The sequence below is a fragment of the Enteroscipio rubneri genome, from assembly GCF_963929405.1.
GTDB classification, from domain to species: Bacteria; Actinomycetota; Coriobacteriia; order Coriobacteriales; family Eggerthellaceae; genus Enteroscipio; species Enteroscipio rubneri.
On record NZ_CAWVIN010000001.1, the window covers coordinates 681707 to 694101 of the forward strand.

At 64.7% G+C, this 12395-nt stretch carries 12 protein-coding genes; 8 read left to right on the plus strand and 4 right to left on the minus strand.

What is annotated here, in order from left to right; genetic code table 11:
- Nucleotides 1–182 precede the first annotated feature (182 nt).
- From ABGT83_RS02975 to ABGT83_RS03010, 8 genes are all read left to right on the plus strand, one after another.
- The gene (locus tag ABGT83_RS02975; RefSeq protein WP_103264499.1) at nt 183–1766 is read left to right on the plus strand and encodes a GNAT family N-acetyltransferase; all 1584 of its coding nucleotides are present in this window, start codon (nt 183–185) and stop codon (nt 1764–1766) included.
- Between the two features lie 44 nt (nt 1767–1810).
- Nucleotides 1811–2296, plus strand: coding sequence for a GNAT family N-acetyltransferase (locus ABGT83_RS02980; protein WP_239926323.1), 486 nt, complete (start codon nt 1811–1813; stop codon nt 2294–2296).
- A 185-nt stretch (nt 2297–2481) separates the two neighbouring features.
- On the plus strand, nt 2482–3321 hold the full coding sequence (locus tag ABGT83_RS02985) for an alcohol dehydrogenase (RefSeq protein WP_239926365.1): 840 nt from the start codon (nt 2482–2484) through the stop codon (nt 3319–3321).
- 23 nt (nt 3322–3344) lie between these two features.
- Complete coding sequence (locus ABGT83_RS02990) at nt 3345–4286, plus strand: DUF1848 domain-containing protein (protein ID WP_103264501.1); 942 nt, start codon at nt 3345–3347, stop codon at nt 4284–4286.
- A gap of 396 nt (nt 4287–4682) precedes the next feature.
- Nucleotides 4683–4949: a twin-arginine translocase TatA/TatE family subunit gene (locus ABGT83_RS02995; protein ID WP_103264502.1), complete on the plus strand. Its 267-nt coding sequence runs from the start codon at nt 4683–4685 to the stop codon at nt 4947–4949.
- Nucleotides 4950–5154: 205 nt separating this feature from the next.
- Complete coding sequence (locus ABGT83_RS03000) at nt 5155–6672, plus strand: helix-turn-helix transcriptional regulator (RefSeq protein WP_103264503.1); 1518 nt, start codon at nt 5155–5157, stop codon at nt 6670–6672.
- 113 nt (nt 6673–6785) lie between these two features.
- On the plus strand, nt 6786–8267 hold the full coding sequence (locus ABGT83_RS03005; protein WP_346685830.1) for a UbiD family decarboxylase: 1482 nt from the start codon (nt 6786–6788) through the stop codon (nt 8265–8267).
- Entirely contained in the window at nt 8257–8844 is a 588-nt protein-coding gene (locus tag ABGT83_RS03010) for a UbiX family flavin prenyltransferase (protein ID WP_346685832.1), read from the plus strand. Before ABGT83_RS03005 ends, ABGT83_RS03010 begins: the two co-directional genes overlap by 11 nt.
- A 28-nt stretch (nt 8845–8872) precedes the next feature.
- Here the strand turns inward: ABGT83_RS03010 and ABGT83_RS03015 are convergent, their stop codons facing one another.
- The 4 genes from ABGT83_RS03015 to ABGT83_RS03030 form a co-directional block, all read right to left on the minus strand.
- Entirely contained in the window at nt 8873–9760 is an 888-nt protein-coding gene (locus tag ABGT83_RS03015; protein WP_346685834.1) for a sensor histidine kinase, read from the minus strand.
- Nucleotides 9761–9763: 3 nt separating this feature from the next.
- Nucleotides 9764–10636 (minus strand): ABC transporter permease, encoded by an 873-nt coding sequence (locus ABGT83_RS03020; RefSeq protein ID WP_346685835.1) that lies wholly within the window; start codon nt 10634–10636, stop codon nt 9764–9766.
- Nucleotides 10629–11540, minus strand: a complete 912-nt coding sequence (locus ABGT83_RS03025) for an ATP-binding cassette domain-containing protein (RefSeq protein ID WP_346685837.1) — start codon at nt 11538–11540, stop codon at nt 10629–10631. Before ABGT83_RS03025 ends, ABGT83_RS03020 begins: the two co-directional genes overlap by 8 nt.
- A 142-nt stretch (nt 11541–11682) precedes the next feature.
- A complete protein-coding gene (locus ABGT83_RS03030) occupies nt 11683–12387 on the minus strand; it encodes a response regulator transcription factor (protein WP_346685839.1) in 705 nt (234 codons plus the stop codon).
- Between the last annotated feature and the right edge of the window lie 8 nt (nt 12388–12395).

The window sequence follows — 12395 nt, forward strand, 5'->3', positions numbered from 1 at the left end:
GCGCGACGACAGGCGATGCATGCCGCGTGCTCTTTCAAGGCCGGGGGGCTGGTCTTTGCCAGATTCTTGAGCAAAACCTCTTTACCGCGGAGTCGCATCGTGCGACAATGCGTCGGCTTTGTTGATGATGAGCGGTTCGTACGCGCGGAGAAGAGGGTTCGGTCAAGGTGGCGGAAACGGCGATGTCGACGGGAAACCGCCATGTGGCGCGCGGTGTCGTGTGCGCACTCGCGGGAGGCATATGCTGGGGGTTCTCGGGCACGTGCGCCCAGCTGCTCATGGACGACTACGGGATTCCGGCAACCTGGATCACGTGCGCGCGCATGGTCATCGCAGCCGCCTTCTTCCTTGCTATGACGGCGCTGCGCAACTGGAAGGGCCTTCTTGCCGTGTTCCGCGATTGGCGGTCGCTCGTCCAGATAGCCGCCTTTGCCATTTTCGGCGTGCTGCTCACCCAGCTGAGTTACCTTTACGCCATAGGTTATACGAGCGCCGGCGTGGGCACCACGATCGAGCAGGTGGGGCTTGTGCTCATCATGCTTTACGTATGCCTGCGGTCGCGTCGCATGCCGCGCATCCGCGAGGCGCTCGGACTTGTGCTCGCCCTCGGCGGCATGCTCCTCATCGCGACCCAGGGGGATCCGGACACGCTCGCCATTCCGCCTGAAGGGCTCGCGTGGGGGCTCGTGTCGGCTCTTGCCCTCGCGTTCTACACGCTCATGCCCGTCAAGGTGCTGAAAAAGTGGGGGTCCATGCTGGTTACGGGCCTGGCCATGCTCTTCGGCGGATCTGCTGCATCGGTCGTGGTGCAGCCGTGGTCGATGCCCGTGGAGCTGACGGGAGGGGCTCTTGCCGCCTTCGTCGCCATCGTACTGGTTGGAACGCTCGGGGCCTACATGCTCTACCTGCAAGGGATCAACGATGCAGGGCCGGTGAAGGCGAGCCTTTTGTGCTGCGTGGAGCCCGTATCGGCGATGGTGCTTGCCCTTGTCTGGCTGCAGACACCCGTTTCGGTGTGGGATCTTGCAGGCTGCGCGTTCATTGTGGCGATGATCTTCCTGGTCACCGAGCGAGAACCGAAGCCGACGTCGGAAGCGACGGCAGTCGATGCGCTTCCAGGATCGGGTGCGGTCTACGACGATCCGCCGCTGTTCGCGGGCCGTGCTTCGGTGCTCGGCTACTACACGTCGCGTCCAGCGGTGCGCGAGGACTTCGAGCGGGTGGCGAGCTTGATCGACGTTGGGCATGAGACGTTCGCCGCGCTTGGTATCGATGAGGGGCGCAACAAGAAATATCCTTCATCAAGGCGCCTCATGCACAGCATCAAGAATGGTACGACCCACGTTGTGGAGGACGGTGACGGCCGCTTGATAGCCGTGTTCGCCGTCTCGTTCTCTCCCGACAAAAACTACGCTCGCGGTATTGAAGGCGGTGCCTGGCTCACCGATACGAACGCCGTGCCGCAGCCCTATGCCGAGTTGCATTGGGTATCGGTGGACTACCGGGCACGCCGCCGCGGCGTGGGCATGTTCATACTAGACAAAGCCGACCAGATCGCGCGAGCGGGCGGCCGGTCGAGCATTCGCGCCGACGTGTACGAGCCCAATGCGCCCATGCAGAAGCTGCTCGAAAAGCACGGGTATCGGCGCTGCGGCATCGTGGCGATCCGCGATGTGCTGGGACGCGAAAAGCGGCGCGTCGGGTACGAGAGGCTGCTGCGCACGCGCTCGCGCGGCGCAGCGGGATCGGAAGAAGAAAGCGAGTAGCAGTGCACTTTCGCAGAGCGAGGGCAAACGATATCGAGCGCATCATGGACATCATTGAAGACGGCCGCCGGGCGCTGGGCGCGCTCGGCATCGACCAATGGCAGGGATGCTACCCTCATCGCGCAGCGATCGAGGGCGACGTCGCCTGCGGCGAATCCTATGTCGTGGAGGAATCCGGACGTGTGCTGGCTACCGCCATGATCGGGCTTTCCGGTGAGAGCGACTATGATCTGATCGAGGGCGCGTGGCTCACGCGGTTCCGCTCGGATGATCCGGGCTATGCCGTGGTGCATCGCGTGGCGGTGGATGCCGGCGCTCTTGGCCGAGGTGTCGCGTCTTTCCTGCTGTCCTGCGCTGAAGATGTGTCGCGAGATGGAGGTGTGGCGAGTGTGCGCATCGACACGCATCCCGGGAACAAGCCTATGCGCCGACTGCTCGAGAAGACGGGTTTTGCGCAGTGCGGGACCATCTACATCGCTCATGCCGAAGGGGGAGTGCCTGAGCGCATTGCCTACGAGAAGCTTGTGTAGGCGTCTGACCTCGCGTTGCCTGCGCTGTTGCAGGATGTGTTGTGCCTGTTCAGATGCGTACCCCAGACTTCCTGTCGATATTCTGTCGCTTATGCCGAGGTGCGGCCGGTCTTCCGCCGTGCGAGTATAATTACGACACTATGGCCACTCTGTCTCATCAGTCGCGAGAAAAAATAGCCTTGGCGGTGTTCGCCGGGCTCATCGTGCTCAGCCTGTGCGGGTTCGGATGGTACCTGCTCGTCGGTCATTCATGGAACGTCGCCGCGTCCAACATCGACGACACGTTCGGCAGCATGGAAGGCTATACCGCCATCGTGTACGATGGCGTTGAGCACCCCGTCGATGCGGATTCCGACGTCGCGCTGCCGGATGCGGATGACGAGCCGGCTGCTCCGGGGCTGCTGTCGGCAGGGGGGTCGGACGACGACGCAGGGCATTCAGGTGAAGGATCCGGCGCCGGTTTCGGCTCCACCGTCAATCCGGCGGCAGGAGCGGGCGCCGCAGACTCGAGGAGTCGTGGTTCCGGGGTCAATGCGGAGGATGCGAAAGCGTCCGAAGGAGGCACGGGGCGCGGAACAGCCGCAAGCGACCTGTCGGGTACGCACAAGGGCGTCACTGCGGCAGAAGCGAAAGAGAGTTACGAGGAGAAGGGCGCGACGGTATTCTCTCTCGACACCGACGACCCGGGCCGGTACGAGGAAGGCGTGATCCTCAAAAAGGGCGCGCATCGCTTCGGCGTGCTCAGCGTCCTCGAGTCGCTGCCTGCCCGCCTCATTGAGCGGCAGATCGCCTATTTCGCCGAGCATGAAGTCGATTTCATAGTCGTACTGACCTCCGACAAGGAGTATCTCGAAGGTGTCGAGGGCGTCGATATCGCGCTTTCGATCCACGACGAGGAGCTGTTCGTAATGGGGGAAACCGTGAACGGCACGTTTTTCGTCGATGCTCCCGATGAAGGGTCGGTCGGCGTCATCCTCATCTCGCCGAGCAACGTTGTTTCCGCAAAGGTTATCGAAGAGCTGTAGCGCGTTCCAAGGAGGATCGGCGCGTGATAGTAAGCGCATCTCGGCGAACAGATATACCTCGGTTCTACTTGGACTGGCTGCTCAATCGCTTCGATGAGGGGTTCGCGCTCGTTCGCAACCCGGTGAACCGCGCTCAGGTGAGCCGGGTGCCGCTCGGGCCCGATGCGGTGGACTGCATTGCCTTTTGGACGAAGGACCCCGCTCCGCTCCTGGCCTGCGCCGAGCGGCTTGAACGTGCGGTTCCGGCCCCGTTCTTCGTGCAGTTCACGCTCAACGCCTACGGTTCCGACGTGGAGGCTGGCCTGCCCCGTAAGGCCGAGCTGGTCGAGACCTTCCGCGCGCTTGCCCGCGCTGTGGGGCCCGAGCGCGTTGTGTGGCGCTATAGTCCCATCCTTCTCGGGGGCCGCTATACCGTCGAGCATCATCTGCGCTGGTTCGCGGTCTTCGCCGACCGGCTGCGTGGATACACGGCTTCCTGCCGGCTGAGCTTCCTCGATGTCTACCCTAAGATCGCAGAGCGGATGGCCCTGCTTGGTTTCGAGGATGTGCCTGCCGACCAAAAGGCTTCGCTGGCCCTTCGACTTGCCGAACTCGGGGCCGAGCGGGGCATCGCGGTCGGAGGATGCGGAGACTCAGCGCTCGACGACGCAGGGCTTGCTCGCGTTGGATGCATCGACGCTGATCTGGTGGCGCGCGTTGCGGGTGTCGAGACGCGCCCGGGCTGGCCTGCCGAGCCGGGCGGATGCCGATGCGCGCCGAGCGTGGACATCGGCTCGTACGATACTTGCACGAACGGATGCGTTTACTGCTACGCGAATCCCGGTGCGCCGTTTTCCGGGGGCCCTTGGCGCCATCGTCGCTACGATCCGTGCGCTCCGATGCTCTGCGACGCTCTGCGGCCTGACGACACCGTGGTCGAGCGGGTTATGCCGAAGCTTCCGCCGGTACGGCCACGGCTGTTCTGATGGCGCGCAAACACGGGTGCTGATCAGCGTCAGCGCAGGTTGCTTACGTGTTCGTAGAAATCTCCGTAGAGAACGTAGCCGTTGGAGGCGACGATCTCGGATCCTGATACGGGATCGAGATGGCCTGACCGGTGATGATGGTGTCGCCATAGGCGCGGAATGGAAGACACGATGCGCGCCCCGGACGGGCAGTGATATGTGGAAAAGGAATTGACCTGGCAAAACAGGATACATACCCCATTTGCACGACAAGGAGCACGATCGCAGGATCCGCAAATCATGAGTCTGCACGATAGGCGCCCGTGCGCAGCGGGGGCATACTGGCACAGTCGATTGCGAACCGCACGGCAACGGCCAGAAGAGCCGTTGCCCGAACGCCCACAAGGAGGACCCAACATGAAGATACTCGGTATGGGCATGCCCGAACTCGTTATTATTCTTGCCGTGATCCTGCTCATCTTCGGCCCGAAGAACCTTCCGAAGCTCGGTGCATCCATCGGCAAAACGGTCAAGAGCCTGCGCGAGGGCCTCGGCGGCAACGAGAAGACCGATGCTGCCGAGCTCATCGTCGAGGACAATGCCGAGGAAGCGGAAGCTTCTGATCCGGCCCCGAAGCAGACTGCTGCGAGAACCGCTTCCAAGAAGGCGAGCCAGACGGCGTAGCCTATCCAGCTGATCACTCTCTTTTCAGTGGCGCACCCCCTCCCTCCCTGCGCCCCGCAACCGCCCGCGGCTGATGCCGCGGGCGGTTGCGCGTATTCAGGGAAAACGCCGCACGGGCACTCGGGCAGTTCAGGACCTCTGCTATCATGGGGAGTCGACAGCCGTCTGTGGGCGGCGCAAGAATCTCCGAGAGAAGGAGGGATCCGTGCGATTCGGCATCCGCGCCGATCAACCTAGCGCTGCGGAGGCCTTCCGCGTTATCGCGGGGTTCGCGTGCAATCAGGGATTCGCGTTTTCGCTGTTTTACCTCGGGACCAATCAGGCTTTCGGCGGTGGTCCCTTCGCGTTCGAGCGGGCGGATCTGTTCGGGACGCTCCTGAGCATGGTTGCTGCGTTCGCGTTGCTTCGCGCCGCTTCGCCGCGCGCCCGAGACGCGCTGCTCGCGCGCCCGCTTCTCTGGTGCTATGCAGGGCTGCTCGTCGTCGGGTCGCTCGTGCCGGCGCTCGCCGAGGCGGGGCAGCCGGGCATCATCGTGGAGAGCGTGCTCGTGGGGGCGCCTGCGGGCCTCATGCTGGCGGCATGGGGACGCGCGCTGGGCCGCCATCCGATGGGAGCATCGGTCCGCCGGGTGTTCACGGCGTCTGCTTTTGCTGCTCTCGCATGCCTTGCGGCAGCGGCCGTACCCGGCGCCGTAGCCCTCTTTGCGCTCAAGCTGCTGCCTCTCGGAAGCGCGCTCGCCCTGCGCGGCCTGCTCGCGAATGACGCTTCCGAGCATCAGATCGGCAGCTCCGTTTCCTCGGAAGCCCGGCCTTCGGGCGCTCCGCTTTCGTTCGGCGACCTGCTTGCCACGAAGGAGCAGCGCGAAGAGGCCGCACGGCTCTCGAAGAAGATCGTGGCTGGCACGGCTCTGTTCGGGCTTGCGGCTGGCTTCATGGGGACGTTCGCCTCCGAGCCCGGCATGGCTTCCATGCCCGCGTTTCCGGCGACCTTGCTTTTGCTCGCGTTGTTCTGCGCAGCGGCGATGCAGCTGTTCTCGTCGGGAGGATTCGAGGTCGCCGATAGATTGGACGGGCGCGCCGCCGAAGGCCCACTCGACAGCGTATACCGGCTGTCGGTGCTCGTGATGATGGCCGGCTTCTTGTTCGTGCCCGTGCTCGGAGCGTTCGGCGTGCCGGGCGAGTCCATCGTGCTCGCGGGGTATCTGGGACTCTCGTGCGTGCTCGTCTCGCTGTTCCTCGTGATGTCCAGGATCACTGGGCAGGATGCTGCGGCGGTGTTCTCGCTCGGGTTTGCCGCACTGTACGCGGGAGAGATGGCCGGCATCGCGCTCGGCAACGGCATCGAGCTGCTGGAACCGGCGGGGCAGGCGCCTTATGCGGTCGCCGCGTTCGCAGGGCTGGCGGTTCTGTTCGCCTATCTGTTCCTGTTCACCGAACGGGATTTCCGTGCGTTGTCGGTCATCGCGCGCGAGGCCGATCGCTTCGGCGACGCCTGCCGCCTCATTGCCGGCGAGTATGGACTGTCCAAGCGCGAGGCCGAGATCTTACCGTTCGCGCTGAAGGGTAGGACAGGGGAGCGCATCGCCGCCGAGTTCTTCATCTCCAAGAGTACGGTCGATACGCACCTTCGGCGCATCTATGCGAAGACCGGGACGCACGGCCGCCAGGAACTTATAGACCTCGGCGAGCGCACGGCGGGGATGCGAAGCCGTCCGCGCTGCTGAACGTATTGCGGCCCAGCGCTTTGCGCGCCATCGGCGTCGCCGGTTTGCTACAATGCAAGAATGCGAAAAGGGTGCATCGCATGCACCAGAGGGGCAGAGAAAGGACTGCGGCCATGCAGAACCAGGTGAACGATCTGCGCAGCGCGATCGAGCTTTTGAAGGGGATCCCCGGGCAGTACATCGAGACCGACGTCGAGGTGGACCCCATAGACGAGCTGTCGGGCGTGTACCGACGCATCGGATCGGGCGGTACGGTCAAGCGGCCGACACGCCTGGGGCCGGCCATGACGTTCAACGCCATCAAGGGCCACCCCGGTGCGCGTGTGCATATCGGCCTGCTGGCCAGTCGCAAGCGCGTGGGCTATCTGCTCGGGTGCGATCCGAAGCGTTTGGGCTTCCTGCTCAACGAAGCGGTCGACCGTCCTGTCGCGCCCGTCGAGGTGGGCGCCGATAAGGCGCTGTGTCAGGAGGTCGTCTACCGGGCCGAGGACGAGGACTTCGACATCCGCACCATTTTGCCGGCCCCCACGAATACGCCCGACGACGCCGGCCCGTACCTGACGCTGGGCATGTGCTATGCGCACGATCCCGAAACGGGCGTGCATGACGTCACCATCCACCGCATGTGCTTGGAAGGGCCCGACGAGTTGAGCATCTACATGGTGCCCGGCGCGCGGCACATAGGCCATTTTTACGAGGTCGCCGAAGCGCGCGGCGAAGCGCTGCCCATATCCATCAGCATCGGCGTCGATCCGGCTATCGAGGTGTCGACGTGCTTCGAGCCTCCCACCACGCCGCTCGGCTACGACGAGTTGAGCATTGCAGGCGCGCTGCGCGAGCAGCCCGTGGAGCTTGCGCGCTGTTTGACCATCGACGAGCTGTGCATCGCCAACGCTGAGTACGTCATCGAAGGGGAGATCCTTCCCGGCACGCGCATCGCCGAGGATCGCGAATCGGGCACCGGCTTCGCCATGCCCGAGTTCCCGGGCTATACCGGCCCCGCCGTGCCGGAGATACCCGTGATCAAGGTGAAGGCCGTCACGACGCGCAGGAATCCCATCTTCCAGACCTGCATCGGGCCGAGCGAGGAGCACACCTCCATGACCGGCATTCCCACCGAGGCGAGCATTCTGTCCATGGTGGAGCGCGCCATGCCCGGCAAGCTGAAGAACGTCTACTGCGCAAGTCCTGGCGGCGGCAAGTATCTTGCGGTGCTTCAATTCTGCAAGTCCCAGCCGTCAGACGAAGGGCGCCAGCGTCAGGCCGCGCTGTTGGCGTTCTCTGCGTTCAGCGAGCTCAAGCATGTGTTCATCGTAGACGAGGACGTCGATCCGTTCGACTTGGAGGATGTACTGTGGGCCATGAACACGCGCTTCCAGGGCGATGTGGATGTCGTGCCCATTCCCGGCGTTCGCTGCCACCCGCTCGATCCATCGAACGATCCGAGCATGTCGCCGAGTATTCGCGAGCACGGCATCGCCTGTAAGACCATCTTCGATTGTACGGTTCCCTTCTCCGAGAAGCATCGTTTCGTACGCGCTCGTTTCTTGGATGTGGACCCGAAGCATTGGGTGCCCGAGTTCGATGGCGAGTAGGGCGGACGCGCGACGCATCGTCGTGGGCGTGACGGGGGCGAGCGGCACGCCGCTCGCGGCCCGCTGTCTGCGCATGCTGCGTGAAATTGACGGCATCGAAGTGCATCTCGTGGCGAGCGAGGCCGCGCGGACGACGGCGGCTTACGAGCTCGACGGATCGTTCGAGGATCTTACGGCGCTGGCCGACGTCTGCCACGATGATGCCGCGCTTGACGCGCCCATTGCCAGCGGCACGTTCGAAACGGGGGGCATGATCGTCGTGCCCTGCAGCATGAAGACGGCAGCCGGCATTGCGAGCGGTTATTCCGACAGCCTCCTTTTGCGCGCTGCGGATGTCACTGTCAAGGAGGGGCGCCGCCTGGTGCTCGTCGCTCGCGAGGCGCCTCTGAGCGTGATCCACTTGCAGAACCTGACACGCCTGGCTTCGCTGCCAGGCGTGTCGATATGCCCGCCTGTCCTGTCGTACTACCATCGACCCGAGAGTCTTGAGGACATGGAGCGCCATATCGTCGCCAAGGCGCTGCAGCAGTTGGGCGTCGATGTCGAGGGATTCGCGCGCTGGGGAGAGGCTTCCTGAGGACGTCTCGAAAAGGGACGCCGAAACGTTACTCCGGGAACGCGAGCTCCACCGACAGCACGTCGCCGTCGAGGCGGGCGGACGCCTTGATGCTCAGGGCATGCGCCAGCTGGGCGACGATGGCCAGCCCGAGGCCGCTGCCCCCGCCGCCGCGGGCGGCGTCGCCCTGGTAGAAGCGCTCGAACAGGCGATCGGCGTCCAAGCTGCCCGGGTCTGCCATACGATTCTCGAACGTCACCGTGCGGCCCTCCTGCACGATGTGCGGGGGCTCGCATCCGTAGCGCAACGCATTCACGGCGAGGTTGCGGAAGATGCGAGCGAGGGCGTCGGCGTTCGAGCCGACCATGAGCGCCTCGTGGGAAAGCTCGATCACGGGCTCCCACCTGTGCTCCTTGAACTGGGCGTACAGCGAGGCGAGCGCCTCTGCGAGCACCTGGCTCGCATCCACCGGCTCGCGCTCAAGGCGGAAGTCGGGGTCCTGTGCCTGGGCGTAGGCGTATAGCTGGTCGAGCAGTCCTTCAACGTCGTCGAGGCGGCGGCCTACCACGCCCAGGTACCGGGCGCGCAGAACCTCGTCCTCCTCGGCCGCCAGCAGCTGCGTGTAGCCCTGCGCCCCCGCTAGCGGCGTGCGGATGTCGTGCGCGAGGTAGGTAAGGCCGCGCCGCAGGTCGCGTTTGCCCTCCTCGGCGGCGATGCGCTCGCCCTGGTGGCGGTCGATCTGGCGGTTCACCGCCTGCGCGAGCCGCAGGAACCCGCGGGTGCGCACGAACACAGTGACGCGGGCGTTGCTCGCCGACTCCCGGCCCACTAGGAACTTCGCGATGGCGCGCAGCTGCAGCTCCGAGCGCACGAGCTGGGAAGCCAACACGACGACGGCGACAAGGGCGACGGCGAGCAGAACGACCGCGATCTCCATGGGTTACACGTCCTTCCTCTGGAGCACGACGGCGCTCGCCGCCGCGGCGACGATGATGAACGCCGCGCACACGAGCGCGATGTGCGGCACGCCCAATGGTCCGGCAAGTCCGAGGGAGAGCGAGGACATGCAGGAAGACAGGGTGAAGTCGGCAAGGAACGACGCGCTGGGGAACAACAGCAGCACGGATTGGAGCGCGAGGGTCACGAGCCCCGCGGCTAACACGATGCCAATGACGATGCCCGCCGCCATCTTGCGCGTCACCCACACGGCTAGCGCGGTGAGCATGCCGAAGCCCGTGGCGGCAAGCACCACGAGGGCTGTCCAAAGCAGAAGGTCGGGCAGCGGGCTCATGATGAGCGGAAGCCCTGCGACGGCGGCCGTAGCCAGGGTTGCCACGACGATGAGCGCCGTGAACACCGCCGCGAGGACCGCGATCTCGAGGAAGCGCGCTCCCAGGAACGCAAGGCGGTTCGGCTGCACGGTGAACACGTTCTTGCTGAAGCCGCTTTCGAACTCGGTCGCCAGGAAGATGGCCACGAACACGGCGAACAGGGAGGATAGCCCGCCGCCGCCGAGGAACACGTTGCCGATGAGCGCCTCGGGCGTGAGGCCCTGGGCGACAAGGCCCGCCAGGGCATCCGCTTGCAGGAGGTCGTCCGCATCCGGTCCGCTCGGGCTCGTGAACCCGATGTTGACTCCGGCGGGAGCTCCGTTTGTGTACGACACCTTCATCGACTCCAGGAACGTCGGGTCGGTGATGACGGCCATGGTTCCCGCGCCTGCGGCGGCCAGCACCACAATGATGCCGAGGAATATCCACAGCGACTTGCCGTGGAGGAGCCGATACAGGTCCATTCTCAAGATATTAGCCACGGTACTCAGCCCCCATCATCTCAACGAAGAACTCCTCCAGGTCGCGGCGGTGCGTGAACAGGGCGCGCACGGCGATGCCCTGCTCGTTCAAGGCCGAGCCCACTTCTCCCGCGTCCGCGCCGCCGTAGATGCGGATGGCGCCGTCGGGCAGGGCCTGGAAGCTCAGGGCCCCGAAGCGCTCTTGCAGCACGGCCAGGGCGAGCGTGGGGTTCGCAGCCTCGAGCTGCAGGAAGTCGCTGCACTCCTGGTCGACCTCGGCGGCCGTGAGCTCGCGCACCTTGCGCCCCTCCCGGATGACGCCGTAGCGCGTGGCCATCTTCCCCAGCTGCTCCAGCACGTGCGAGCTCACCACCACGGTGACGCCGCGCTCCTCGTTCAACCGCACAATGAGCTGGCGGATCTCGCGCGCGCCCTCCGGATCCAGACCGTTGAGCGGCTCGTCGAGCAGCAGTAGGTCGGGTTCGCCCAGAAGCGCGAGCGCAAGCCCTAGGCGCTGCTTCATGCCCATGGAAAACGTCTTGGCCTTCTTGGAGCCCGCGCCTTCGAGGCCGACGAACGCGAGGAGATCCTGCACTGCGGCCTTCGGGTCGACGAGTCCCAGCGCGAGCGCCTTCATCATGAGGTTGTCGACAGCGGTCATACTGCCGTAGAGTCCCGGCTGCTCGATGAGCACGCCGATGCGCCTCGAGGCGCCCGCCTCCCGGGGTGACGTGCCGAACACGTGCGCCTCGCCGCCCGTGGGCGCTGCCAGCCCCGCGAGCATCCTCATCACCGTGGTCTTGCCGGCCCCATTGCGTCCGACGAACCCGTATATGTCGCCTTGATCGACGTGCATGTCGAAGTGGTCGACGGCCGTCTTGCCGCCGAAGGTCTTCGTGAGCCCGCAGGCTTCGACTACGTTCACGTCCTCGCTCCTCTCGGTATCGCTTTCTATGGTTTCCTTCACGCCACCCACGATACGGAAAGGATGTTCAGCGATTCGCCTCGAAAACGTTAAGAAAGTTATAAGCTGCTGAGGGCGGCGGGGTCGCGCTCATGGCGCCAGCTCACTCTGCCAGCTTGAAGCCGATGCCCCAAACCGTCTCCAGGTAGGCGTCGGTGCCGGAGGGCTTCAGCTTGCCGCGGATGTTGCTCACGTGCACGTTCACGGCCTTCTCTTCCACGACGCAGTCTTCGTTCCATGCCGCCTGGAATAGCTCTCGCTTCGTGAACACCTTCTTCGGCCGGCGCACGAGCGCCTCCACGATGCCATACTCCAGGCGTGTGAGCCTCACAGGTTCCCCGGCGGCTACGAGGGTGCGCGCTTCGGTATTAAGCACCCAGTCCTTGAACCGCAGCGTGGCCGAGGTGCGCGTCGTGCTGCGTGACGCATGGCGCAGCTGCACGGCGACGCGCGCAAGCAGCTCGTCGAGGTCGAAGGGCTTGGCTACATAGTCGTCGGCCCCCAGCTCCAGAAGCTCCACCTTGTCGCCCGGATCGGTGCGGGCCGACACCACGATGACGGGTGCATCGCTGTGCGCGCGGATCTCGCGCACGAGCTCCTCGCCGGAGGCGCCCGGCAGCATGAGGTCGGTGATGACGAGGTCGAAAGGTTCCTCGCCTGCGGTGGTGGCCGCTTTGAATACGAGGCGTGCCTCGCTTCCTGAGAACGCCTGCGTGCAGACGTAGCCCGCCTTCGCAAGCGAGGCGGCCATCACGTTGTTGATGTCGATGTCGTCTTCGATGACGAGGATGCGTGCGCTGTTCTTCATACGGCCAT

Excerpts from the sequence above, each read along its gene's own strand:
- ABGT83_RS02995 (WP_103264502.1), top strand. The coding sequence starts at position 4,683 with ATGAAGATACTCGGTATGGGCATGCCCGAACTCGTTATTATTCTTGCC.
- ABGT83_RS03005 (WP_346685830.1), top strand. The coding sequence starts at position 6,786 with ATGCAGAACCAGGTGAACGATCTGCGCAGCGCGATCGAGCTTTTGAAG.
- ABGT83_RS03030 (WP_346685839.1), bottom strand. The coding sequence starts at position 12,387 with ATGAAGAACAGCGCACGCATCCTCGTCATCGAAGACGACATCGACATC.
- ABGT83_RS03010 (WP_346685832.1), top strand. The coding sequence starts at position 8,257 with ATGGCGAGTAGGGCGGACGCGCGACGCATCGTCGTGGGCGTGACGGGG.
- ABGT83_RS02975 (WP_103264499.1), top strand. The coding sequence starts at position 183 with ATGTCGACGGGAAACCGCCATGTGGCGCGCGGTGTCGTGTGCGCACTC.
- ABGT83_RS02980 (WP_239926323.1), top strand. The coding sequence starts at position 1,811 with ATGGACATCATTGAAGACGGCCGCCGGGCGCTGGGCGCGCTCGGCATC.
- ABGT83_RS03015 (WP_346685834.1), bottom strand. The coding sequence starts at position 9,760 with ATGGAGATCGCGGTCGTTCTGCTCGCCGTCGCCCTTGTCGCCGTCGTC.